Consider the following 22,318-nt stretch of genomic DNA (forward strand, 5'->3'; position numbering starts at 1 on the left):
TCACCCATCCGGCTGGTGTGCGGCTGGAAATTCAGCTAAAAGAGAGCAGACTCGGTAGCCTGTAGGAGTGAGCACGAATCTTTCGCGAGTGTTTGTCGCGCGCCTCCTCGGACTGGACGTCTTCGACCCATTGGGCGACCGTCTGGGTCGGCTGCGCGACGTCGTGGTGCTTTCCCGCGGAACCAGGGGCGCCCCGCACGTGGTGGGCATCGTTGTCGAGGTCCCCGGCAAGAAGCGCGTCTTCGTGCCGATGACCCGGATTACGTCCATAGACCAGACCCAGATCATCTGCACCGGGCTGGTCAATCTTCGCCGTTTCGAACAGCGCGGTGCGGAAACCCTCGTGGTGGCCGAAATGTTCGACCGCCGGGTGACCCTCGCGGACGGCAGCGGCGATGCGACCATCGAGGACATCGCCATGGACCGGCACCGCTCCGGCGACTGGTTCGTCAGCAAGCTCTTCGTCCGCCGCGGCCACTCCCTCTCGCCCCTGAGCCGGCTGCGCCGCAATGAAACCCTCATCATCGACTGGGCCGATGCCCGGCAAGGCGCCAAGACCGAGCCGCAGGCCGCCACCCAGTTCGTGGCCACGCACGAGGACCTCAAACCGGCCGACTTCGCCGAGGCCCTGCAGGAAATGAGCGACAAACGCCGCTTCGAGGTTGCCAGCGAACTCCAGGACGAACGGCTCGCGGACGTCCTGCAGGAGATGCGCGAAGGTGACCAGGTGGAAATCCTCTCCGCCCTGGACGTCAACCGCGCCGCCGACGTCCTCGAGGAGATGGATCCGGACGACGCCGCCGACCTCCTCGCCGAACTCCCCAGCGCCCAGGCTGAAGAGCTCCTGCAGCTGATGGAGCCCGAAGGCGCCGAGGACGTCCGCCGCCTGCTCGAATACGACGAGGACACCGCCGGCGGGCTCATGACGCCCGTGCCGGTGATCCTGCCGCCGGAAGCAACCGTCGCCGAGGCACTCGCGCACGTACGCCGGGAGGAACTCTCCCCCGCCCTGGCGTCATCGATTTTCGTCGCCCGGCCCCCGTTGGAGACGCCGACGGGACGGTTCCTCGGCGTCGTCCATATCCAGCAGCTCTTGCGCTATCCGCCGCCGGAGCCGCTGGGCAACCTGGTGGACAAGAGCCTGGAGCCGGTCTCCGACCAGGCCCACATCAGCGAGGTCGCCCGCGCGCTGGCAACGTATAACCTCAACTCCCTTCCGGTTGTCAACGACGACGGACGGCTTGTGGGGGCGGTGACTGTTGACGACGTGCTTGATCATCTGTTGCCGGACGACTGGCGCGCCCACGAGGACGACGCCCCGATAAGAAAGCTTGGAGGCCGCATTGGCTGATTCCACAGCACCACGGACCTCCAATGTCCGCCCTGGCGGCAGGACCACCGGCGGCCTCGACACGCCCCTGAGCGGCCGGCAGCGGATCCTGCCCAACTTCCGTCCCGACCCGGACGCCTTCGGCCATGCCACGGAAGGCTTCGCCCGTTTCATGGGCACCCCCGCGTTCCTGATGTACATGACGGTGTTCTGCTTGTTCTGGCTGGGCTGGAACACGTGGGCGCCAGAGGAATGGCAGTTCGATTCACGGGCGCTGGGCTTCACGCTGCTGACCCTCATGCTGTCCCTGCAGGCCTCCTACGCCGCGCCCCTGCTGCTGCTGGCCCAGAACCGCCAGGACGACCGCGACAAGGTCTCGCTCCAGCAGGACCGCCAGCGGGCCGAGCGCAATCTCTCCGACACCGAATACCTGACCCGGGAACTTGCGTCTCTGCGCATCGCGCTGCGCGAGGTAGCCACCCGCGACTACGTCCGTGCCGAGCTGCGCAGCCTGCTGGAGGACATGCTGGAGGCCCAGGAAGAACTGCGCACCCACGATCCCTCCACCGGCGCCCACGAGAACCCACGCGAAAAGGTCAAGGAGAAACTTAAGGAGCGGCGCGACAAGCGTGGCCCCCGGACCCAACAGATCCCGCGCGTCAAGGCCGGCGGCAAGCGGGATGACCCGTCGAAGGATCGTGCGGAGGACCCGTCGGGGAACCCGGCGGGGAACCCGGCGGGGAAACTGCCGAACCCGTCGGCGAACCACTCTGAGGCCGCGGCCGATCCCACCCGCCAGCCCGCACACCGCACGATCCCCGAAAGCTGAGCATCGCCCGCATGAGCACCCCGCTGGAACAGGCAGTGCACGGCGCACTTGCCACCGTGATCGACCCTGAGCTCCGCCGCCCCATCACTGAGCTCGGCATGGTGGAGTCCGTGGAGATCGGCGACGGCGGCCGCGTGCGGATCGCGGTGCTGCTGACGATCGCGGGCTGCCCGCTGCGCGGCACCATCACGGCGCACACCGAGGCTGCCCTGTCCGCCGTCCCGGGCGTCACCGGCGTGGACGTGGACTTGAAAGTCATGACGCAGGTCCAGCGCGACGCCCTCAAGGAGCAGTTGCGGGGCGCGGGCGGCCAGCGCGGCATCCCGTTCAACGCGCCGGGCTCGCTGACCCGGGTGTACGCCGTCGCGAGCGGCAAGGGCGGCGTGGGCAAGTCCTCGGTGACAGTCAACCTGGCGTGCGCCCTGGCCGCCCAGGGGCTCCGTGTGGGGATCGTGGACGCGGACGTGTACGGTTTCTCCGTTCCGGCGCTGATGGGCATCACACAGGCCCCCACGCGGGTGGACGACATGATCCTGCCGCCCGTGGCCTACGGCGTCAAGGTCATCTCCATCGGCATGTTCGTCACCGGGAACCAGCCCGTGGCGTGGCGCGGCCCGATGCTGCACCGGGCGCTGGAGCAATTCCTCACGGACGTCTACTTCGGCGACCTCGACGCCCTCTTCCTGGACCTGCCCCCCGGCACCGGCGACATCGCGATCTCCGTCGCCCAGCTGCTGCCCAAGGCGCAGATCCTCGTCGTGACCACCCCGCAGGCGGCCGCCGCGGATGTGGCCGAGCGGGCGGGTGCGATCGCCACCCAGACGGGCCAGACCGTGGCCGGCGTCGTGGAAAACATGTCCTACCTCGAACTGCCCGACGGCGGCAGGATGGAACTGTTCGGCAGCGGCGGCGGCGCCGTGCTCGCCGAACGCCTCTCGGCCACCGTGGGTGAGGACGTGCCCCTCCTGGGCCAGATTCCGCTCGAAGTCCTGCTGCGTGAGGGCGGGGATTCCGGGGTGCCGCTGGTGCTGGGCCGTCCGGAAACGCCTGCGGCCGTGGCCCTGGCCGGGATCGCCGGCAGGCTGGCGTCGGTTCCCCGCGGCCTCAAGGGCATGCCGCTGGGCCTGCAACCCCGCTGACAGTGGCCCGGACCGGCAGGCCCGCACCGGCGGTGCCGACCCGGATGCCGGCTGGCTCCGGCCGCATCCCTGCCCAGGCGCTGCGGGACGTCCGCCGCGGGAAGTCCTAGGTCGCCTCTGAGTCGAAGGGTGCCGGTTCGCCCTCGGGCAGCCGCTCGAGAACCCGCTGTGGGCGGTGCTCTGCGACCGCAGTCGCGGCAGCGGCCGTGGACACCGCTGCGGGTGCCCCGGCGCTCATCGGCTTGGTGTCATCGTCAAGGAGCGCTTCCTTGATGATCCGGCGTGGATCGTACTGGCGCGGATCGTACTTCTTCCAGTCGACCTCATCGATATCGATGCCGACTTCTTCCTTGATCTGTTCCCGCGCACCCGAGGCCATCCGGCGCACTTCCTTGACAATATTGGCAAGTTTTTGGGTGTATTCGGGCAGCCTGCTGGGACCAATCACCAGAAGGCCGATGATCAGCAGAAGTAAGAACTCCGGTCCATTGATTCCAAGCACTTTAGGAAGGTTACCCTCTCGCCCGGGCTGGCGACGATTCCGAGAAGCCCGAATGCCGGCCATGTCCGGCCCGTCCCCGCCTCACGGTGCCAGGTGCTCCAGGATTCGGCTCAGTCCGCGCTCGATCCGTTCCGGAAATCCGTTGCGCGAGGCCGGCACGGGAGTGCCGCTGCTGACCCGGGTCAGGGCGGCGACGCCGTCGTCGGCCTGATCGGCCGGCAGATCCGAAATGTACGTGTAGGTGGCCGCCGAGGTCTGGTAAATGGCCCGGTACGGCGGGGCAGCATTGACCCAGAGAACGCCATTTCCCGGTTCGGAGACGGCCGACGGCGTACCGGCCTTGGCCGGGATGAAGCCGTCAGCCACGGCGGCGTGTCCGGTCAGCACGTTGATGGGCGAAACGTCGGCCCGGGCGGGTGCGGGGCGCGCGGCGGGGGCCCGCGTCGAGGCGTGCTGCTCGAGGACCGTGGCGAAGTGCCGGCCATCCGTGAGGCGAAGTTCCAGGACCTCGTCCCCGGAGACGACGCCGGCCCGGGCCCAGATGAGGTGGAATCCGAGCTCGCGCAGCTCCGGACATGTCCATCCCTGCGAGCGGAACGCGGCAAGCTGACCGGTGTCCAGCGTCCCGGCAGGGGTGAAGTCGGGCTCACCGCCGGGGCCGAACGCCACACGGGGCCCGGTTCCCTCAGCGCCGGCGCCTCCGAAGATGCCGGGGATGCCGGTTCCGCCGGCGTCGAACAGCTCCCTTGCACCGAGCGGTTCACCGCCAGCGGGCAGCCCGGCGGCATCCGGCTGGGCGAGGGCGGCAGCCTGTGCGCCGTCGGCGGGTACCGCGTCGTCGCCTCCCATGACGTAGGCGGTCCCGGTCATGAGGGCCAAGGCAGCCACGGCTCCGCCGACGGCCAGCACCGGCAGGCGCGGGCCACGGCCGCGGGCGCGGCCGCGGGCGCCGTGTGGAACTGCGGCAGCGGCCGCGCCACCGGCGGCCGCCCCGGCGGTCCCTGCCCGATCCGGCACGGGGTGTCCTGCCGGGAACCGGCCTGACGGCCACGGATGATGACCGCCCCCGACGGCGTCCGCCGCGTCCGGCCGTTCCGCTGTGTCCAGTAGTTCCGCTGTGTCCAATCGTTCCGCTGTGCCTGCCGCTTCGGCGCGTTCCGCCGTGGCCCGTTCCGCGGCCAACTGCCCGGTCCGCGCCAGGAGCCGTGCGGTCAGGTCCTCACTGGCCTCGGGCACGGCGGCGCCGCGGAGCTTCTCGAGGTACTGCCGCTCGCGCTGTTGCCGGGCACGGCATTCGGCGCACGATTCCACGTGGTCGTGGCGTCCGGCGGCCCATTTCCGGGTAGCGCCGGTCCTGCCCCAGAACTTGCAGCCTGGTGCTCCCAGTAAACGTCTCAGCCGACCCATTGACCGGTTCAGAGGAGGCCGGCGATGCGCGGCATCTTGAGCCGCGGCTTGAGGGACTGCTTGGCCGGCTGTGCCGGGCGGGGGTCGCGGTGCGCGAGCTTTTCACGGAGCATTGTCCGGCCGCGGTGAATCCGGGACCGGACGGTCCCGAGCTTGATGTCCAGCGCGGCGGCGACTTCGTCGTAGGAGAGCCCTTCGAGGTCGCACAGCACGACGGCGGCGCGGAAGTCGGGCGGAAGTTCCTCGAGCGCTGCCTGGACATCGACGTCGAGGTTGTTGAATTCAAAGCTTTGCTCCGGCCCGGGCTCCCGGCCCGGCAGCCGCGACTCGGCGTCGTCGGCCAGGGCATCAAAGCGGATCCTGCTCTTGCGCCGCGCCTGGTCCAGGAACAGGTTCGTGGTGATCCGGTGCAGCCAGCCGTCCAGCGTGCCGGGCTTGAAGTTCTCAAGCGAACGGAACACCCGGACGAACACCTCCTGGGTGAGGTCCTCGGCGTCGTACTTGTTTCCGGTCAGCCGGTACGCAAGGCGGTAGACCTTGGCGGAGTGGTTGGTCACCACTTCCTCCCAGGTCGGCCGGACCCATTCGGCTTCCGCCGCGGTCCGGGACTGGCCGGTTGAATCTGTTGCCTCAGCTGCCGGGACAGGTGCCAGAATCGACATCGTCCACTCCCCTCGTGGATGGTACCTACGCCTGAATTGTGCCTGCTTGCACAGGTTCCTGCACCCTTCATTCGACGCCGATCACCACGCGGATGAGCGGATACCCATCATTTCAAAATAAGCTGGGAATTTCCTGATCCACCGCGGTCTTCTGCCGAAGGCAGAACGGCGTCCTCCGGACGGGGCCACGGTGCTGCCGCCTCCGCGTCCCGTCGCGCCGGACACAGTACGCTGTAGGGAACACTCCCCTGCCGCCCAGAAAGCGATATCCCATGAGCGCCGATAAGTCCACGAGCTGGTCCTACGCAGAAGATCTGCCTGCCGAGGATGAGGTCCTGTTGCACGCGCGCGAACGGTCCTTCGAGCTTGGCGTGACCCCGATCGGTCCCGGCGTGGGCGCCGTGCTGACGGTGCTGGCGGCGGCGTCCAAGGCCCAGACCGCCGTGGAGATCGGCACCGGTGCGGGCGTGTCCGGCGTGTGCATCCTGCGCGGGCTCGGCCCGCAGGCTGTCCTGACCACCATCGACGTCGACGTCGAACACCTCAAGGCCGCGCGCGAAGCGTTCCAGGAGGCCGGCAGCCCCGCCAACCGCACCCGCACGATTTCGGGCCGGGCCGGGGATGTCCTGCCCCGGCTGACGGACGGCGCCTATGACCTCGTGTTCATTGACGCGGACAAGCCGAACTACCCCAGCTACGTGGAACAAGCCGTGCGGCTGCTCAAATCCGGCGGGCTGCTGATCGTCAACGACGCCCTGGACAAGGACCGGGTCGCGAACCCGGCCGCCCGGGAAGCCACCACCGTGGTGCTGCGCCAGATCGGCAAGTCCATCCGCGACGACGACCGCCTCGCGTCCGCCATGCTGCCCACCGGCGACGGCCTGCTGATCGCCGTGAAGAAGTAGCAGCCACGAGTTGGCCTCCCAGAAGTAACAGCCCGCGCGGGGGTCGGGCGCAGACAGCAAAGGGCGGGGTCCGCAGCCTGGTGGCCGGGACCCCGCCCTGTTGCGAAGCTCTTGGCGTGACGCTATTCGGTGACGCCGACGAGGCATTCCTTGAGGTTCGTCGCCTCAGCGGCATTGAGTTCGACTACAAGCCGCCCCCCGCCTTCGAGCGGAACACGCATGATCAGGCTGCGTCCCTCTTTCGTCACTTCCATAGGGCCGTCGCCGGTGCGTGGTTTCATTGCCGCCATAAGGAATATCCCCTTTATTAGTCCCTGACTTACCAGCCCGGCCGGGCTGCGTCCGCTTGGCCAATCAACCCGCCCGGCGACGCTCCAGAAGGCGGCCGTGACAGGCAAACCCACAAATAATGCGCTTACAGACTGTGTGCTTCTTGTCCTTGCTTATCCTCTATTATCGCGTAACAATGCGCCCGTAGCTAATCGTTGGACTTTCCAGCGCGTCCCGCCAGGCCGGGCCCGCGCCGCGAAAAGGTGCTGTGCGTCACGGCGGGTAGTCCCCTCCGCCCGGCAGCTGCGCCCACGCCCAAAGCCACACAATCCAGACGATCTGCAGCAGCACGAACATGACCACCACGGTGCCGCGGTAGGCGCGGGAACGCGAGAGAAGGGCAGCGCTGAGGGCGAGCGGGAACAGCGGCAGCAGCATCCTGAACGTGCTGGTCTGGGGGTGCAGGAAGACCAGCAGGTACCCCATGTAGCACCAGCACCAGAGCCTCAGCTCAGTGCCCAGGGCGAGGACCGGCCGGGACATCATCAACAGCGTGAACGCGGCAACGAACACGAAGGGAGCCAGCACGCCAAGCGTCGGCCCGAAGAGCATGATGCCGGCGTCGAACCATGGCTTGAATGGCACCAGGTCATCGCCGCGCCATGCGGTTTCGGTCTTGGTGTAGGCGCCCAGATCGCCGGTCGCGGCCCAGGCGATGGCCGGCCACAGCAGCGCGCCAATGCCGCTGACGGCGGTGAGCCCGCCCAGGGACCACAGCTCCGCGTTGCCGGGAACGTCGACGCCATCCCCGCGCTGCACTGTGACGCCCTGTGTCGCGGGGCGCTGTGTTGTGTGGCTCTGTGTCGCGGGGCGCGGTGTTGTGGAGGGCGGTGCTGTGGGGGGCGGTGTTGTGGGGTGCTGCGCCCTGAGGCGCTGCCAGAAGCGGTAGAGCAGCAACAGGCCCATCATCGCGGCAAACGGAACCCCGGTGGGCCGGGAAAGGCACATCAGGACCACGACGGGCATGGCCCACAGGTACCGGCGCTCCATGACGAGCAGCAGCGCGGCGCCGAGGAGCAGCAGGTTGAGGGATTCGGCGTAGGGCACCTGCAGCACCGGCGCCACCGGGAAAGCCGCCAGGAACACGGTCCCCCAGAGCGCCGTGCGGTGCGTGGCCCGGTGCCGGAAAATCCTGTACGCCACGAGGGCGGCACCCACTCCGGAGAGAACGGCGATGGCTGTCAGGGACCAGGCCGGACCCGTGCCTGTCAGCCCGGACACCACCCGGCCGAGCACGGGAAACAGCGGGTAGAAGGCCCACGTGTTCTCCTGGACGGTGCCTGCGTCGTCGGTGGGCAGAAGCGCCGGATACCCCGCCTGAAGCGCTTGGGCGTACCAGCGGGCGTCCCAGATGTTGATGAAGTTCCAATAGTCGGGCTTGGCGGGAAACCACGGATTCACGCCCTGGTGCAGGGCGGCGGCCATGAAAATGCAGGCGCTGACCAGCCGGGCGGCGATGTAGAGGCCGGCCACCTGCGCCCACCAGGGCCACCGCGCCATCCCGTCGCCCGCGGCGGCGATGCGGCTCCACAGCACCGCATTCAACCCCTGGGGTTCCGGGGCAACAGGCGCCGCAACGGCCTCCGGGTCTTCCACGCGGCTCACGGCCGCTGTTCAGTCGGCGGGCGGAGGCGCTCCAGTTCCTCCCCGAGTGCCTCGATCTTCTGGTCCTTGGCGGTGATCTGCTCCCGCAGGTCATCCAGGACCTGATCCACCTGGTCCATCCGGTAGCCGCGGAGTCCGACGGCGAAGCGCAGACGGTCAATGTCCGCCGGGGCCGCGCGTTCGGGCAGCAGGACCGGCGGCAGGGATGCGACCGGCTCGTCGAAGCCGTCGTCAAAGGAACCGCCCGCACCAACGTCCCTGCGGCACCGGAAGATTTTCGGCGCCAGGCCGGTGCCCAAGAGGACGGCGACGCCGATCAGCACAATCGCCAGGAAAACCAGGAAGAGACTCACTAGACCATCGTGCCAGAAGCCGGACGCCGGAGCGCTCAGGCGGACGAATCAGCCCCGCGTTCCCTTGATGTTCGCGGTGCCGGTCCCGTTGGTGGAGCTGCCGTTCGGGTTCCGGTGGCGGGCGGCGCCTTCCACGACCAGCTCGACGGCCCGCGCGGGGTCGTCCACCACCTGCACGAGGTCCAGGTCTTCGGCCGAAACCATTCCCTCCGCGACGAGGGTGTCCCGGACCCACTCGAGCATGGGGCTCCAGAAAGCGGTTCCCACCAGCACGATCGGGAAGGAGGTGACCTTGCGGGTTTGGACCAGGACCATGGCTTCGAAGAGCTCATCCAGGGTGCCGAGGCCGCCGGGGAGCACGATGAAGCCCTGGGCGTACTTGACGAACATGGTCTTGCGGGCGAAGAAGTACCGGAAGTTGATGCCCAGGTCCACCCACTGGTTCATGCCCTGTTCGAAAGGCAGTTCGATTCCGAGCCCCACGGAGACCCCGTTGCCCTGCACGGCGCCCATATTGGCGGCCTCCATGGAGCCGGGGCCGCCGCCGGTGATCACGGCCAGTCCGGCTTCGGCCAGCCGGCGTCCGACCTCGACGCCGAGCTCGTAGTTCGCGCTGCCCGGCACGGTGCGGGCGGACCCGAAGACGCTGACTGCAGGACCGAGATCGGCCAGCGCGCCGAAGCCTTCCACGAACTCGCTCTGGATCCGGAGCACGCGCCAGGGGTCGGTGTGGACGAACTGGCCCGGCCCTTTTGTGTCGAGCAGGGTCTGGTCGGACATCGTGACCTTGGCGGCCTTGCGGCGCAGCTCAAGCGGGCCCTTGTGGCGGATCCCGTTGGGCGCCGGTGTGCTGCGGGTCTCGCGGGCCGGCTTTCCGGCGGGATTCTGTTCCGGGTTCTGCTCGGGGTTCTGCTTGGGGCCGTGCTGCGGATCGCTACTCATGCCCATAGGCTAGCGCGGAACTCCGTCGCCGCCGCGTCGGCGCGTCGGCGACGGAGCGGCGGCCAGAGGAGGCCCGGGACCGCCGCGGGACCCCTGCGGGAGTCCTGCGGCGGGCCCGTAAGGGACGCTGACGTGCAGGTATCTCTTGAATCACGATCTGCACTAAACAGAGTGATTGCGGTCATATTCCGTCAATCTTCGCTAGATTCTTTCTATGACTACTCAAGTGCCCGGCGATGCTCTCGTCTCCCTGAAGGCCGTGAACAAGCATTACGGCCAGTTGCACGTCCTGAAGGACATCAACCTGAACGTCCGCAAGGGTGAGGTTGTTGTTGTCATCGGCCCTTCGGGTTCCGGCAAGTCCACGCTCTGCCGCGCCATCAACCGTCTCGAGACCATCGACGACGGCGACATCAAGATCGATGGCAAGGAACTGCCCGCCGAGGGCAAGGAACTGGCGAAGCTGCGCGCCGACGTCGGTATGGTCTTCCAGTCCTTCAACCTCTTCGCCCACAAGACCATCCTCGAAAACGTCACCCTCGGCCCGATCAAGGTCAAGGGTGTCCCCAAGGGCGAGGCCGACAAGGACGCCATGGCGCTGCTCGAGCGCGTCGGCGTCGGGCATCAGGCCCCCAAACTTCCGGCCCAGCTCTCCGGCGGCCAGCAGCAGCGCGTTGCCATTGCCCGAGCCCTGGCCATGAAGCCCAAGGTGATGCTCTTCGATGAGCCCACCTCGGCCCTCGACCCGGAAATGATCAACGAGGTCCTGGACGTCATGGTCCAGCTCGCCAAGGAGGGCATGACCATGATCGTGGTCACCCACGAGATGGGCTTCGCCCGCAAGGCCGCCGACCGCGTCGTGTTCATGGCCGACGGCCAGATCGTCGAGGACGCGACCCCCGAAGAGTTCTTCACCAATCCCAAGAGCAGCCGGGCCAAGGATTTCCTGTCCAAGCTGCTGACACACTGACCGACTACGAGTTCGCACCCTGGCCGCCTGACGGCGGCCCAATGAAAGGAATGTCATGAAGGCATTTTTGACCCGAAGGAAATCCCTTCTGGTTGCCGCATCCGCAGCACTGGCGCTCAGCCTGAGTGCCTGTGGCGGCAGCTCCTCCACTACCACCAACCCGCCCGTAGCCGAGAAGCCGAGCTTTGCCGCCGATTCCACCATGGCCAAGCTTGCTTCCGCAGGCAAGATCACCATCGGCACCAAGTTCGACCAGCCTCTCTTCGGCCAGAAGGGCCTCGACGGCAAGCCGGTCGGCTTCGACGTCGAAATGGGCAAGCTCATTGCCGCCAAGCTGGGCATCCCCGCCGACAAGATCGAGTGGGTTGAGACTGTCTCCGCCAACCGCGAGCAGTTCATCAAGCAGGGCAAGGTGGACATGATCGTTGCCACCTACACCATCAACGACAAGCGCAAGGCCGAAGTCGACTTCGCCGGCCCGTACTACGAGGCCGGACAGGCCCTCATGGTGAACAAGGACAACAACTCCATCACCAAGCCCGAGGACGTCAAGGGCAAGAACGTCTGCTCCGTGACCGGTTCCACGCCGGCCTCCACGATCGTGGAGAAGTACGGCGCAGTGCTGGTTCCGGCCGCGACCTACTCCGCCTGCCTTGAGCCGCTGCGGAACAAGCAGGTCGAAGCGATCACCACCGACAACGTCATCCTTGCCGGTTTCGTGGCCAAGGAGCCGGACGCCTTCAAGCTGGCATCGGACCAGACCTTCACCAAGGAGCCCTACGGCATCGGCCTGAAGAAGGACGACACCGCCTTCCGCATGTGGATCAATGACCAGCTGGAGGCCTTCGACAAGGACGGGTCCTACAAGAAGGCCTGGGAGGACACCGCCGGCACCGTCATCAAGACCGCGCCCGCGCTTCCCACGATCGACCGCTACTAGCCGGCTGTGGCGGTTGCCGGGCCAGCGATTTCATCGCAGCCCGGCGGCCGCCACTCCCGTCTTTTGCCTGGAATCCCCTCAACGCAGCTGAAGGAACTTATGGACGTCATCATTGAAAACCTCCCCCAGTATTGGGACGGTTTTCTCCGAACCCTCTTCCTGTCCCTGGTCTCGGGGATTATCGCCTTGATTTTCGGTACCGTTCTGGCGGCCGCCCGCGTCTCGCCCGTTGCCGCGCTGCGCGGCTTCAGCATGGTGTACGTCGAGATCGTCCGGAATACCCCGCTGACCATCGCATTCTTCTTCGCGGCGGTGGTTCTGCCCCGCCTCGGCGTCACGTTCCAGCAGTTTGAGGTCGCCGCCATCATCGCCCTGAGCGCCTACACCGCGGCCTTCATCGCCGAGGCCGTGCGCTCCGGCGTCAACAGTGTCCCGGTGGGCCAGGCGGAGGCCGCCCGCAGCATCGGCATGAAGTTCAGCCAGGTGCTCTCCCTGATCATCCTGCCGCAGGCCCTGCGCACGGTGATCCCGCCGTTGATCAACATCCTGATCGCCCTGGTCAAGAACTCCTCTGTAGCCGGCGCGTTCTATGTGCTGGAACTCTTCGGCCAAGGCAAGCAGCTCGCCAACGCCAACGGCGACGCCGTCATGTGGGTTCTGGTCGGCGTCGCATTCTTCTACCTGCTGATAACCATCCCGCTTGGCTACCTCGCCAGTGTCGTTGAACGAAAGGTGGCAATCGCGCGATGAGCTCTGTTCTCTACGACGTCCCAGGCCCCAAGGCCCGCCGGGTTTCGCTGATCGGTTCCATCATCGGCGTCATCGTGATCGGCGGCCTTCTCGTCCTGGCGGTCATGACCCTCGCCCAGCAGGGAATCTTCGACCCCAAACGCTGGGCGGTCTTCCAGCTGCCCGAGGTCTGGGCCCTGATCGCCGCCGGCATCGGCGCCACGCTCGCCGCCGCGGCGGTGGCGGCCGTGATCGCCTTCCCGCTGGGCCTGCTCCTGTGCCTGCTGCGCATCTCCGACAACGCCTGGGTCAGGGTGCCCACCCGGGTCGTGCTGGAATTCCTGCGCGGCATGCCCGTGGTGCTCATGATGCTGTTCGTGCTGCTCGTCTTTGCCACCAGCTCGTTCGTCGCAGTCGTGGCCGGCCTGGTCCTGTACAACTCGGCGATTTTTGCCGAGATCATCCGCGCCGGCGTCCAGTCGCTGCCCAAGGGCCAGCGTGAGGCCGGCCTGGCGATCGGCCTGACGAGCTTCCAGTCCCGGCTGACCATCGAGCTGCCGCAGGCCATCCGGCGCATGCTGCCGTCGCTGGTCGCGCAGCTCGTGGTGCTGCTGAAGGACACGTCGCTCGGCTACATCGTCGCCTACGGCGAGCTGCTCCGGGCCGTGCAGGTCATGGCGGACTTCCTGGGCCCGCAGTACCTGTTCCCGGTGTTCTTCGTGGCCGCGGCCATCTACATCGCGATCGACCTGGCAGTCTCCCGCCTGGCCATCTGGCTCGAACGCCGCGGTTCCAAGCGGGCCGCCGGCGGCGTGGCGCACGTGCCGGTCGCCGGGATTCCGGCCGCCAAGTAAAACCCGTCCCACCCACAAAGGGTCCGGATCCTCTCGGAGGTTCCGGACCCTTTGTACGTTGCGCCCTATTTCCAGGCGTTGCGACCTGCGTGTTGTGTCCTGGGTGTTGTGTCCTGGGCGTGGCTAGGCGCTGAGCCAGGTCCGCAGGGCCCGCAGGCATTCGCGGATGGCGTCCGCCTCGACGTGCTCGTTGTCCTTGTGCGCCAGCAGCGCATCGCCGGGTCCAAAGTTCACCGCGGGGATGCCCAGTTCACTGAAGCGTGCGACGTCGGTCCAGCCGTACTTGGGCTTCGGCGCCGCGCCGACGGCGGCGATGAAGGACGCCGCCGCGGGGTGGTGCAGCCCGGGCCGCGCGCCGGCCGCGCTGTCGGTGCGAACGACGTCGAATCCGTCCAGCAGTTCGCGCACGACGGCCTCGGCCCCGTCCGGGGTCTTGTCCGGCGCGAAGCGGTAGTTGATTTCCACGACGCACCGGTCCGGAATGACGTTCCCGGCCGTGCCGCCGTGGATCTTCACGGCGTTGAGGCTTTCGCGGTAGTCCAGGCCGTCAACCGTCACGGTCTGCGGTTCATACGCCGCCAGCCGGGCCAGGATCGGGGCCGCGGCGTGGATGGCGTTGCTGCCCATCCACGCCCGGGCTGAGTGGGCAGCCTCGCCGTTGGTGGTCACCTCGAAGCGGCTGGTGCCGTTGCAGCCGCCCTCCACCGTCCCGTCGGTCGGCTCGAGCAGGATCGCGAAGTCCCCGCCGAGCAGGGATCCGTGATTGCGCACCAAACGGCCCAGGCCGCTCTTCACGGCCTCGACTTCCTCATGGTCGTAGAAGACGAACGTGACGTCCTTGCCTGGCTCCGCCCCGCCGTCGAACGCGGTGGCCGCCAGCGCCAGCTGCACGGCGACGCCACCCTTCATGTCGGTGGCGCCGCGGCCGTAGAGGATCCCCTCTCCCGGGGCCCCGGAGGGCCAGTACGCCGGCACGGTCCCGAGCGAGCCCTCGGTGGTGGGCAGCGGCACGGTGTCCAGGTGGCCGGCCAGGATGACGCGCTCGGGGCGGCCGAGGTTGGTGCGGGCGATGATCGAATCGCCGTCGCGCACCAGCTCCAGCTGCGGCACCTGGCGGAGGGCATGCTCCACGGCGTCAGCGAGCACCGTCTCGTTGCCGGAGACGCTGTTGATGTCAATCAGGGCGGCCGTGAGCAGGGCAACGTCCTGGCGGAGGTCCAGATGGACCGGTGTACGGACGGGGACGCTGGCGGCGGCACTGGCAGGGGTGTGCGGGTTCGTGGGGGTCACCGTCCCACTTTATCTGTTTGCCTCCCCGTCCCAACTGACTCGCTGCGGGCGCCGTTTCCCGTCGCCTAAGGGCCCCCGCTGCGGGCCGGTCGGGTTGTCATGAGTTTCAGCGCCCGAGGGGCCTCTCGTTAGACTTGGGCCATGACTGAATCTGCTGCTTCCGCTGTGCCCACCGACGCCCGCTCTGCCTTCGGCTACGGGGTGGCCACTGTGTCCACCCGCAACGGTGACGCCACCGTGCTGGACGTATGGTTTCCGGCGCCGGCGCTCGGAGTCGCCGCGGCGAACCTGCGCGAGGTGGAGAACGCGGACCAGTCGCTGATCGACATCGCCGCAACCGGCATCGACCCGGACCGCGGCACCGAGCAGAAGGTTGTCTTTGCCCAGATCAACCTGGACGAAGCACCCGCGGACACGGCGGACGCCTACCTTCGCCTGCACCTGCTCTCCCACCGGCTCGTCCAGCCCAACACCATCAACCTTGACGGCATCTTCGGCAAGCTCCCCAACGTGGTGTGGACCAACTTCGGCCCCGCAGCCGTGGAGGACTTCGAGCTGACCCGGGCGCGCCTGCGCAAGCGTGGTACCGTCACCGTGTTCGGCGTGGACAAGTTCCCGCGCATGGTGGATTACGTGGTTCCCTCCGGCGTCCGGATCGCCGACGCCGACCGGGTCCGGCTCGGTGCGCACCTGGCCGAGGGAACCACCGTTATGCACGAGGGCTTCGTGAACTTCAATGCCGGAACCCTGGGCACCTCCATGGTTGAGGGCCGGATCTCGGCCGGCGTCGTCGCCGGTGACGGGTCCGACGTCGGCGGCGGGGCCTCGATCATGGGAACCCTCTCCGGCGGCGGCAAGGAAAAGATCGCCATAGGTGAGCGGGTCCTCCTCGGCGCCAACTCCGGCGTTGGCATCAGCCTTGGCGATGACTCTGTGGTGGAGGCAGGGCTCTACGTCACAGCCGGCACGCGCGTCCGCGTCATCAGCCCGCGGGATGCCGAAGGCGAAGACACCAGCCGGGTAGTCAAGGCCGTGGAGCTTTCCGGAGTTCCGAACCTGCTCTTCCGCCGCAATTCCGCCACCGGCGCGGTCGAGGCACTCCCCCGCAAGGGCCAGACCGTGGAGCTCAACGCGGACCTGCACGCCAACTGACCGCACCGGCTGGTACGGTATGGCGGGCGGCGAAGACCGCGCGGGCGGCCCAAGCCGCCCCGACGAAAAAGCCGATGACGCAGCCCGCTGGGGCCTGAGGGAGTATTTTCGTGGCACGACGAGGGAGCTGGCGGCGCCGGATCGTCCTTCTGCTGACCCTTGCGATGGTCGCGGGCGGCATCTACACCGCGGTGGCGTTCCTGCAGCGGTCGGAGACGTTGATCACCGAACGCTGCACGGCCGCGGGCAGCGGGGGCGATGACCTCGCCACCGACCAGGCGGCCAATGCCTCCCTCATCACCGCCGTCGCGGTCCGGCGGGGGCTTCCCGCCCGGGCCGCCAGCATTGCGCTGGCCACCTCGATGCAGGAATCCAAACTGCGCAACATCGGCCATGGTGACCAGGCCGGTCCCGACTCCCGCGGATTATTCCAGCAGCGGCCGTCCCAGGGCTGGGGCACCACGACGCAGGTGATGGACCCGTACCACGCCAGCAACGCGTTCTACGATGCGCTCGTCGAGGTCTCCGGGTACGAGTCGCTGGAGATCACCGTTGCCGCCCAGCGCGTCCAGCGCTCGGCCTACCCGGAGGCCTATGCCCAGCATGAGGTGATGGCCCGCGCCTTCGCCTCCGCCCTGAGCGGCCAGACACCCGCAGGCCTGGACTGCTCGCTGCGCTCCCCCGACGCCGCAGGGGATCCTGCCGCCGTCACCGCGGGGCTGACCGCTGCGCTGGGTGACGTCCCGGCGACCACCAACGGCCGGACCCTGCTCGTGGAGGCCGAAGGCACCCAGGCCTGGGCTGTGGGGCAGTGGGCGGTGGCCAACGCCAAGGAGCTCGAAATCACCAGTGTGGAGGTCGACGGCCGCGCCTGGAACCGGCAGTCCCGCGACGGCTGGCAGCCGGCACAAGTCCCGGCCGGCCAGGTCAGGATAACCGTCGCAGACACGCCCGGCACCTGACCGCTGCCGGGGCCTGTTGCCACCGGGGCCTGTTTTCACCAGGCCTGTTGCCACCGGGCGCTGCCGCCACCGGGGCTAGTTGCTGCCCAGGGCCTGTTGCCACCGGGCGGCCTCAGACGAGCAGATCGACCACCGGCTGCACGTAGCTGCGGAACAGCTCCGGCTGGGACAACAGCTCGCGGCTCATGATGATCTTGTCGGGCTCGAGATACCAGGCCCGCGGCTCCGCCAGCGGGAGCTCGATGATCGTCAGGCCGAAATCCTTGGAAGCGCGTCCCACGTCAAGCAGGCGGTCCTCCACCATGTCGGCCAGCAGCTCGTTGTTGCCGTTGGCTTCGCGCTCCGCTTCGAGGGCCTCGTATTCCCCGAGGCGTTCCCGGGCCCACGTCAAAGCGGCCCCGAAATGGGCCTGCAGCACGCGCCGGAGGGCCGGCGAATTGCTGAACGCCCGGAAGCCCGGCGGGGAGAGCTCGGGAGACATTTCCGGGTGGGCCTTCAGCAGCTGTTCCCACCAGGCCTCCCATTCGGTCTTAAGCGCAGCGGGGCCGCCAACCTCGGCGATCAGGTGCGAGTGGTCCGAGGCACGGATCTTTGGTGCCGCGTGGCAGAGCGCCGGGTGTCCCGCAGTGTCCAGTCCGGCGGCGTCACGAACGTAGAGGGCAATGAGCATGGGACCAGAAGTATCCATCGTGATCCGCCAGCCAGGTCCGCCGGTGTGGTGCATCCAATTGCCTCCTTGGCAAGACGTACGATCTCAGTCTATTCCTGTTGTTATGAGGCGTTAACGGCCGGCTGCCCGGCCGCCAGCCGGCGGTTCAGGCCCTCCAGGTGGGCTTCGAGCACATCCTGGCACATCAGGGCCGTCATCCATTCGGGCTGCAGGAGGGCGTGCATCGTCAGACCGTCCAGGACTGCCAGCAGCAGTTCCGCTTCGGTGACGAGCACCTGCTGCTCGAGGCCGGCTGCGTCATTGGCCTCAGCCGCGGCCTCGACAGAAGCAGCCCCGGCCACGCCCAGGATGAGCCCGCCCACGACGGCGGCCACAGCCCGGTGGCTGCGGTCGGCCTCCGTGGCCAGGAACGGCCTTGTCCGGGCGGCATTCTTGAAGGCCATCCAGACGCAGGCATCAACCGCCCGTTCCTCGTCCAGCGGAAGAAACTCACCCAGCAGCGCCAGGACGGCCGCATGCTGCTCCCCTGACCCCGGCGCCGTATCGCCCAGCCGGGAGTCAGCGTCGGTGAGGCGGCCGACGATCCGGTCCACCACCACGGCGAACGCGTGGGTCAACAGCTCGTCGCTGCTGGCGAAATAGTGCCGCACCGAGCCGACGGCCAGTTGCGCTTCATCTGCGACTTCCCGCAGCGAGGCCCGCTCAAGACCATCCGTTGCGATGATCCTGAAGACTGCGTCAACTATTTCCTGGCGCCGGATTACGGCGTCGACAAATTTAGGCACTGGTCTTTTTTAGCACGTCCGTGCCGCTGCCGCCCCGGGGCACACCGGTTCCACCGGGGACGTGGCGCGGGTCACAGCGGCATAGGTTACAGCGGCGCGGGTCACAGCGGGTGAGCCCCTAAGAACGACGCCGGCCGCGCACCTCAGCAAAAGGTGCGCGGCCGGCGTCGTACGGTCTATCGCGCGTGCGCCGTGGCCGGTGGGCGGGCTACAGCGACGGGTAGTTGCGTTCCGGCTCGCCGACGTAGAGCTGGCGCGGGCGGCCGATCTTGGTGTTGGGGTCGCTGATCATCTCGCGCCACTGGGCGATCCAGCCCGGCAGGCGTCCGATTGCGAACAGCACGGTGAACATCTTCTCGGGGAAGCCCATGGCCTTGTAAATCAGGCCGGTGTAGAAGTCCACGTTGGGGTAGAGCTTGCGCTGGATGAAGTAGTCATCGCCCAGGGCTTTCTCTTCAAGGCGCATGGCGATGTCGAGGAGCTCGTCGTTTCCGCCGAGCTTGCTCAGGACCTCGTGGGCCGTGGCCTTGATGATCTTGGCGCGGGGGTCGTAGTTCTTGTAGACGCGGTGCCCGAAGCCCATGAGGCGGACGCCGTCTTCCTTGTTCTTGACCTTCTCCATGTAGTCCTCGGGCTTGACGCCGTCGGCCTGGATCTGGCGCAGCATCTTCAGGACGGCCTCGTTGGCACCGCCGTGTGCGGGACCGAAGAGGGCGTTGATGCCGGCGGAGACGGAGGCGAACAGGTTCGCGTTCGAAGAGCCGACCAGGCGGACGGTCGACGTCGAGCAGTTCTGCTCGTGGTCAGCGTGCAGGATCAGGAGCAGGTCCAGGGCCTTGGCGATGACCGGGTCCACCTCGTACTGCTCGGCCGGCAGGCCAAAGCTCAGACGCAGGAAGTTCTCCACCAGGTTCATGGAGTTGTCCGGGTACAGCATGGGCTGCCCGATCGACTTCTTGTGGGCGTAGGCGGCGATGACCGGCATCTTGGCCATGAGCCGGATGGTGGAAACCTCCACCTGCTCGGCGTTGAACGGATCCAGCGAGTCCTGGTAGAACGTGGAGAGCGCCGACACGGCCGAGGACAGCACCGGCATCGGGTGGGCGTCACGGGGGAAGCCGCTGAAGAAGCCCTTGAGCTCCTCGTGCAGCAGGGTGTGGTGGCGGATCCGCTGGTCGAAGGACTCCAGCTCGGCGGGGGTCGGCAGGTTGCCGTAGATCAGCAGGTAGGAGACTTCCAGGAAGCTCGAGTGCTGGGCCAGCTGTTCGATCGGGTAGCCGCGGTAGCGCAGGATGCCGGCGTCACCGTCGATGTAGGTGATGGCCGAGGTGGTGGCCGCGGTGTTCATGAAACCGGGGTCGAAGGCGACGGCGCCGGTCTGCTTCAGCAGCTTGGAAACGTCGTAGCCTTCGTTCCCTTCTACAACCTTGATGCGCGGGAGTTCGAGTTCGCCGCCGGCATGGCGCAGGGTTGCGCTGGTGGTTTCAGTCATGGAGTCTCCTCATGAGGCATCGGGGCCTCTGTCGAAAGCTGGTCCAACATCTGGTGAAGCTGCCCGCGGATCCTGTGCGGACAGGATTTCCAAAGGCTGCGCTGCCTTCTTGTGGAAAGCCACCATTGATCGTCAGTTAAAAAGTACCTTCACTTCGCGGGTGGCACTAATCCGGGGGGTCTGCAAAGCGCCAAAAACGCGCCACATGTGGTACGCGTCACAGCATTGTTACGCTTCCGGGGCCAGCCGCGACACGGCGGCGTCGATCCTTTCGTCGCTGGCGGTCAGCGCCACCCGGATGAACCCGTTGCCGGCGTCGCCGTAGAAGACCCCGGGGCCGACAACGACACCGCGGTCCGCGAGCCGGCCCACGGTGTCCCACGTCGCCTCGCCCGCGGTGGCCCACAGATACAGGCCGGCCGCGGATTCATGGATTGTCAGGCCGAAACCCTCCAGCGCGGGCACGATCCGTTCCCGCCGGCCCCGGTACAGGTCTTTCTGGTCCTGGACGTGGGCGTCGTCGCCGAGGGCCACCCGCATCGCTTCCTGGACCGGGTACGGAACAATCATTCCGGCGTGTTTGCGGCTGTTGACCAGGTTCGCCATGATCACCGGATCGCCGGCCACGAATGCCGCCCGGTAGCCGGCCACGTTGGACTGTTTGCTCAGCGAATAGACGGCGAGCAGGCCATCGTGGGAGCCCTCTGCGACCCGGGGATCCAGGATGCTGGGGACCGGGGCGCCGCCGCGCTGGACGTCCCACTCCCCCCAGCCGAGTTCGGCGTAGCATTCGTCGGACGCGACGACGGCGCCGAGTTCGCGGGCCTGCCGGACGATCAGCCGCAGCGACGCGATGTCCCGCACGCTGCCGGTGGGGTTGGCCGGTGAATTGACCCAGACCAGGCGCACACGGGCCCGGGTGCCGGCGTCGAGCTCGTCGAGGTTGTCGGCGGCGACCTGCTCCGCACCGGCGAAAGTGGCCCCGATGTCATAGGTGGGGTACGCAACCGTGGGGCGGACAACGACGTCGCCCGGCTTCAGGCCGAGCAGGAAAGGCAGCCACGCGACGAGTTCCTTGGAACCGACCGTCGGCATCACATGCTGCGGATCGAGCCCGGGGACGCCGCGCCGGCGCGCAAACCAGCCGGCGATGGCCTCACGCAGGGCCGGCGTCCCGTGGACCGTGGGATAGCCGGGGGCGTCCGCGGCGGCCCGCAGCGCCTCCTGGATCAGGGCCGGCGTGGGGTCCACCGGGGTTCCGATAGAAAGGTTGACGGCTCCTTCCGCGTGCCGAGCTGCCGTTGCGAGATACGGCGCCATGGCCTCCCACGGGTAGTCGGGCAGGCTCAGGCCGAAGGTGCGCACCGCGGATGTCACCGTAGCGCCGTCCTAGTTGTCTTGGTTCTGCGGCGGCAGGGCGGCGATCATGGGGTGGTCGGTGTGGGTGTTCCCGACCTTCGCGGCGCCGCCCGGGGACCCGAGTTCGTCGAAGAACTCGACGTTGGCCTTGTAGTAGTCGGCCCATTCTTCGGGGGTGTCGTCCTCGTAGTAGATCGCCTCCACGGGGCAGACCGGCTCGCAGGCACCGCAGTCCACGCACTCGTCGGGGTGGATGTACAGGGAACGCTCACCCTCGTAAATGCAATCGACGGGGCACTCCTCAATGCATGCCTTGTCTTTGACATCTACACACGGCTGCGCGATTACGTACGTCACGTCCCTGGCCTCTCCACGTTGGTTCCGGCGACCGGCCGGATGATTTCCAGGCCCTGAGCCGGGCTGCTGACTTCTGAGCCTATTATCTCCCAGCCTGTTCCCGCGAACCTAGCCGGACGTCACACAGGCTCCGCGTCTTACTATGATCTGATGAGCTCGCCTTTGCCCTTGCCCCAGCAGTTCCTCGCCGCCGCCCCGCTTGGGACCCGCGTTGTGGTCCGGTACAGGATCGACGGCGGCCTGACGGATGCCCTCGGCGAGCTCGTGAACCGCGCCGACGGCGTGTGCATCGTCCGCACCCGCCGCTCCGACGTCGTCATTGCGCTGCCCCTTGTAGTGGCAGCCAAGGAAGTCCCGCCGCCCCCGCCGCGCCGCGCCCCGCGGGTGCAGGCGCCCTGACCAGCGGTTCCGGGTGGGCGCGTCGGTGGTTGCGTCCAGTGGACATGCCCTCCGCACCACCTGAACTGCTCCCCGGAAGTTGGACTGAGAAATTCAGTTCCGACTCCCGGGGAGCAGTTTTATGCATGTACGTAGTCCGTTATCCGAAGGGCAGCGCGAGGCCGCTGTAGCGTGGTTTGAGAAGGGCATCGCGGATAAAGCGGCGGCACGGGTCCTGGGTGTGTCTCACTCGCCGGTGCAGCTTCTCTATCTGCGGTGGAGAATCCATGGTCGAGGAGCGCTGATGGCCAAGCCGACGAAACAGGTGTACTCGTTCGAATTCAAGCTCGCCTTGGTCGAACGGTTCATCGCGGGT

Annotated in this window: 25 protein-coding genes; 12 read left to right on the forward strand and 13 right to left on the reverse strand. The window is 67.5% G+C overall.

Going from position 1 to position 22,318, the window contains the following annotated elements; genetic code table 11:
- Positions 1 to 67 precede the first annotated feature (67 nt).
- The 3 genes from C560_RS0113040 to C560_RS0113050 are packed head-to-tail and all read left to right on the forward strand — an operon-like array spanning position 68 to position 3,298.
- On the forward strand, positions 68 to 1,351 hold the full coding sequence (locus C560_RS0113040; protein ID WP_026266502.1) for a magnesium transporter MgtE N-terminal domain-containing protein: 1,284 nt from the start codon (positions 68 to 70) through the stop codon (positions 1,349 to 1,351).
- Positions 1,332 to 2,159, forward strand: a complete 828-nt coding sequence (locus C560_RS0113045) for a DUF1003 domain-containing protein (RefSeq protein WP_026538549.1) — start codon at positions 1,332 to 1,334, stop codon at positions 2,157 to 2,159. Before C560_RS0113040 ends, C560_RS0113045 begins: the two co-directional genes overlap by 20 nt.
- 11 nt (positions 2,160 to 2,170) lie before the next feature.
- Entirely contained in the window at positions 2,171 to 3,298 is a 1,128-nt protein-coding gene (locus C560_RS0113050) for an Mrp/NBP35 family ATP-binding protein (protein ID WP_026538550.1), read from the forward strand.
- Between the two features lie 106 nt (positions 3,299 to 3,404).
- On the opposite strand, the gene C560_RS0113055 is transcribed toward C560_RS0113050, so the two are convergent.
- The 3 genes from C560_RS0113055 to sigE all read right to left on the reverse strand — a co-directional run bounded on the left by C560_RS0113055 (position 3,405) and on the right by sigE (position 5,869).
- Positions 3,405 to 3,800: a twin-arginine translocase TatA/TatE family subunit gene (locus tag C560_RS0113055; RefSeq protein ID WP_026538551.1), complete on the reverse strand. Its 396-nt coding sequence runs from the start codon at positions 3,798 to 3,800 to the stop codon at positions 3,405 to 3,407.
- Between the two features lie 81 nt (positions 3,801 to 3,881).
- Positions 3,882 to 5,111 (reverse strand): hypothetical protein, encoded by a 1,230-nt coding sequence (locus C560_RS24005; protein ID WP_051533156.1) that lies wholly within the window; start codon positions 5,109 to 5,111, stop codon positions 3,882 to 3,884.
- A 104-nt stretch (positions 5,112 to 5,215) separates the two neighbouring features.
- Positions 5,216 to 5,869, reverse strand: coding sequence for an RNA polymerase sigma factor SigE (gene sigE, locus C560_RS0113065; RefSeq protein ID WP_018773822.1), 654 nt, complete (start codon positions 5,867 to 5,869; stop codon positions 5,216 to 5,218).
- 272 nt (positions 5,870 to 6,141) lie between these two features.
- Between sigE and C560_RS0113070 the strand changes: the two genes are divergently transcribed.
- On the forward strand, positions 6,142 to 6,774 hold the full coding sequence (locus tag C560_RS0113070; RefSeq protein ID WP_018773821.1) for an O-methyltransferase: 633 nt from the start codon (positions 6,142 to 6,144) through the stop codon (positions 6,772 to 6,774).
- Positions 6,775 to 6,896: 122 nt separating this feature from the next.
- Here the strand turns inward: C560_RS0113070 and C560_RS23045 are convergent, their stop codons facing one another.
- The 4 genes from C560_RS23045 to C560_RS21825 form a co-directional block, all read right to left on the reverse strand.
- The gene (locus C560_RS23045) at positions 6,897 to 7,064 is read right to left on the reverse strand and encodes a DUF3117 domain-containing protein (RefSeq protein ID WP_079550332.1); all 168 of its coding nucleotides are present in this window, start codon (positions 7,062 to 7,064) and stop codon (positions 6,897 to 6,899) included.
- A gap of 253 nt (positions 7,065 to 7,317) precedes the next feature.
- Positions 7,318 to 8,604: a glycosyltransferase family 39 protein gene (locus C560_RS0113080; protein ID WP_026538552.1), complete on the reverse strand. Its 1,287-nt coding sequence runs from the start codon at positions 8,602 to 8,604 to the stop codon at positions 7,318 to 7,320.
- 101 nt (positions 8,605 to 8,705) lie between these two features.
- Positions 8,706 to 9,062 (reverse strand): DivIVA domain-containing protein, encoded by a 357-nt coding sequence (locus C560_RS0113085; RefSeq protein ID WP_026538553.1) that lies wholly within the window; start codon positions 9,060 to 9,062, stop codon positions 8,706 to 8,708.
- Positions 9,063 to 9,110: 48 nt separating this feature from the next.
- Positions 9,111 to 10,004 carry a TIGR00730 family Rossman fold protein gene (locus tag C560_RS21825; RefSeq protein ID WP_442853162.1) on the reverse strand — a complete coding sequence of 298 codons (894 nt, stop codon included), beginning with the start codon at positions 10,002 to 10,004 and terminating at the stop codon, positions 9,111 to 9,113.
- A gap of 214 nt (positions 10,005 to 10,218) precedes the next feature.
- On the opposite strand from C560_RS21825, the gene C560_RS0113095 reads away from it, so the two are divergent.
- The 4 genes from C560_RS0113095 (at position 10,219) to C560_RS0113110 (ending at position 13,497) form a co-directional block, all read left to right on the forward strand.
- The gene (locus tag C560_RS0113095) at positions 10,219 to 10,974 is read left to right on the forward strand and encodes an amino acid ABC transporter ATP-binding protein (RefSeq protein ID WP_026538555.1); all 756 of its coding nucleotides are present in this window, start codon (positions 10,219 to 10,221) and stop codon (positions 10,972 to 10,974) included.
- 55 nt (positions 10,975 to 11,029) lie between these two features.
- The gene (locus C560_RS0113100; protein WP_026538556.1) at positions 11,030 to 11,914 is read left to right on the forward strand and encodes a glutamate ABC transporter substrate-binding protein; all 885 of its coding nucleotides are present in this window, start codon (positions 11,030 to 11,032) and stop codon (positions 11,912 to 11,914) included.
- Between the two features lie 99 nt (positions 11,915 to 12,013).
- A complete protein-coding gene (locus C560_RS0113105; protein ID WP_018773814.1) occupies positions 12,014 to 12,664 on the forward strand; it encodes an amino acid ABC transporter permease in 651 nt (216 codons plus the stop codon).
- Entirely contained in the window at positions 12,661 to 13,497 is an 837-nt protein-coding gene (locus C560_RS0113110; protein WP_018773813.1) for an amino acid ABC transporter permease, read from the forward strand. Before C560_RS0113105 ends, C560_RS0113110 begins: the two co-directional genes overlap by 4 nt.
- 123 nt (positions 13,498 to 13,620) lie before the next feature.
- On the opposite strand, the gene dapE is transcribed toward C560_RS0113110, so the two are convergent.
- Positions 13,621 to 14,787 (reverse strand): succinyl-diaminopimelate desuccinylase, encoded by a 1,167-nt coding sequence (gene dapE, locus C560_RS0113115; RefSeq protein ID WP_442853163.1) that lies wholly within the window; start codon positions 14,785 to 14,787, stop codon positions 13,621 to 13,623.
- Between the two features lie 141 nt (positions 14,788 to 14,928).
- Here dapE and dapD point away from each other — a divergent pair, with 141 nt between their 5' ends.
- Both dapD and C560_RS0113125 read left to right on the forward strand, forming a co-directional pair.
- A complete protein-coding gene (dapD, locus tag C560_RS0113120) occupies positions 14,929 to 15,939 on the forward strand; it encodes a 2,3,4,5-tetrahydropyridine-2,6-dicarboxylate N-succinyltransferase (RefSeq protein WP_026538558.1) in 1,011 nt (336 codons plus the stop codon).
- 110 nt (positions 15,940 to 16,049) lie between these two features.
- Positions 16,050 to 16,901, forward strand: coding sequence for a hypothetical protein (locus C560_RS0113125; RefSeq protein ID WP_026538559.1), 852 nt, complete (start codon positions 16,050 to 16,052; stop codon positions 16,899 to 16,901).
- 112 nt (positions 16,902 to 17,013) lie between these two features.
- Here C560_RS0113125 and C560_RS0113130 read toward each other — a convergent pair whose 3' ends face one another.
- The 5 genes from C560_RS0113130 to fdxA form a co-directional block, all read right to left on the reverse strand.
- Positions 17,014 to 17,625 carry a hypothetical protein gene (locus tag C560_RS0113130; RefSeq protein ID WP_026266494.1) on the reverse strand — a complete coding sequence of 204 codons (612 nt, stop codon included), beginning with the start codon at positions 17,623 to 17,625 and terminating at the stop codon, positions 17,014 to 17,016.
- Positions 17,626 to 17,672: 47 nt separating this feature from the next.
- Positions 17,673 to 18,356 carry a TetR/AcrR family transcriptional regulator gene (locus tag C560_RS0113135; RefSeq protein WP_026538560.1) on the reverse strand — a complete coding sequence of 228 codons (684 nt, stop codon included), beginning with the start codon at positions 18,354 to 18,356 and terminating at the stop codon, positions 17,673 to 17,675.
- Positions 18,357 to 18,564: 208 nt separating this feature from the next.
- On the reverse strand, positions 18,565 to 19,848 hold the full coding sequence (locus tag C560_RS0113140) for a citrate synthase (RefSeq protein WP_026538561.1): 1,284 nt from the start codon (positions 19,846 to 19,848) through the stop codon (positions 18,565 to 18,567).
- Positions 19,849 to 20,076: 228 nt separating this feature from the next.
- Complete coding sequence (gene dapC, locus C560_RS0113145; protein WP_026538562.1) at positions 20,077 to 21,225, reverse strand: succinyldiaminopimelate transaminase; 1,149 nt, start codon at positions 21,223 to 21,225, stop codon at positions 20,077 to 20,079.
- A gap of 12 nt (positions 21,226 to 21,237) precedes the next feature.
- The gene (gene fdxA, locus C560_RS0113150) at positions 21,238 to 21,564 is read right to left on the reverse strand and encodes a ferredoxin (RefSeq protein ID WP_026266493.1); all 327 of its coding nucleotides are present in this window, start codon (positions 21,562 to 21,564) and stop codon (positions 21,238 to 21,240) included.
- A gap of 150 nt (positions 21,565 to 21,714) precedes the next feature.
- Between fdxA and C560_RS0113155 the strand changes: the two genes are divergently transcribed.
- Together C560_RS0113155 and C560_RS23855 are read left to right on the forward strand one after the other, a co-directional pair.
- The gene (locus C560_RS0113155; protein ID WP_051533158.1) at positions 21,715 to 21,963 is read left to right on the forward strand and encodes a putative acetyltransferase; all 249 of its coding nucleotides are present in this window, start codon (positions 21,715 to 21,717) and stop codon (positions 21,961 to 21,963) included.
- A gap of 121 nt (positions 21,964 to 22,084) precedes the next feature.
- Positions 22,085 to 22,318: hypothetical protein (locus C560_RS23855; protein WP_026538564.1), on the forward strand; the 234-nt coding region annotated here is incomplete at its 3' end.

This window comes from Arthrobacter sp. 9MFCol3.1 (assembly GCF_000620385.1).
Lineage (GTDB): Bacteria > Actinomycetota > Actinomycetes > Actinomycetales > Micrococcaceae > Arthrobacter.

What these genes read in the sequence shown, in the direction of transcription:
- C560_RS0113050 (WP_026538550.1), top strand. Translation starts at nt 2,171, where the DNA reads ATGAGCACCCCGCTGGAACAGGCAGTGCACGGCGCACTTGCCACCGTG.
- sigE (WP_018773822.1), bottom strand. Translation starts at nt 5,869, where the DNA reads ATGTCGATTCTGGCACCTGTCCCGGCAGCTGAGGCAACAGATTCAACC.
- C560_RS0113070 (WP_018773821.1), top strand. Translation starts at nt 6,142, where the DNA reads ATGAGCGCCGATAAGTCCACGAGCTGGTCCTACGCAGAAGATCTGCCT.
- C560_RS23045 (WP_079550332.1), bottom strand. Translation starts at nt 7,064, where the DNA reads ATGGCGGCAATGAAACCACGCACCGGCGACGGCCCTATGGAAGTGACG.
- C560_RS0113080 (WP_026538552.1), bottom strand. Translation starts at nt 8,604, where the DNA reads ATGGCGCGGTGGCCCTGGTGGGCGCAGGTGGCCGGCCTCTACATCGCC.
- C560_RS21825 (WP_442853162.1), bottom strand. Translation starts at nt 10,004, where the DNA reads ATGAGTAGCGATCCGCAGCACGGCCCCAAGCAGAACCCCGAGCAGAAC.
- C560_RS0113095 (WP_026538555.1), top strand. Translation starts at nt 10,219, where the DNA reads ATGACTACTCAAGTGCCCGGCGATGCTCTCGTCTCCCTGAAGGCCGTG.
- C560_RS0113100 (WP_026538556.1), top strand. Translation starts at nt 11,030, where the DNA reads ATGAAGGCATTTTTGACCCGAAGGAAATCCCTTCTGGTTGCCGCATCC.
- C560_RS0113105 (WP_018773814.1), top strand. Translation starts at nt 12,014, where the DNA reads ATGGACGTCATCATTGAAAACCTCCCCCAGTATTGGGACGGTTTTCTC.
- C560_RS0113110 (WP_018773813.1), top strand. Translation starts at nt 12,661, where the DNA reads ATGAGCTCTGTTCTCTACGACGTCCCAGGCCCCAAGGCCCGCCGGGTT.
- dapD (WP_026538558.1), top strand. Translation starts at nt 14,929, where the DNA reads ATGACTGAATCTGCTGCTTCCGCTGTGCCCACCGACGCCCGCTCTGCC.
- C560_RS0113130 (WP_026266494.1), bottom strand. Translation starts at nt 17,625, where the DNA reads ATGCACCACACCGGCGGACCTGGCTGGCGGATCACGATGGATACTTCT.
- C560_RS0113140 (WP_026538561.1), bottom strand. Translation starts at nt 19,848, where the DNA reads ATGACTGAAACCACCAGCGCAACCCTGCGCCATGCCGGCGGCGAACTC.
- C560_RS0113155 (WP_051533158.1), top strand. Translation starts at nt 21,715, where the DNA reads ATGAGCTCGCCTTTGCCCTTGCCCCAGCAGTTCCTCGCCGCCGCCCCG.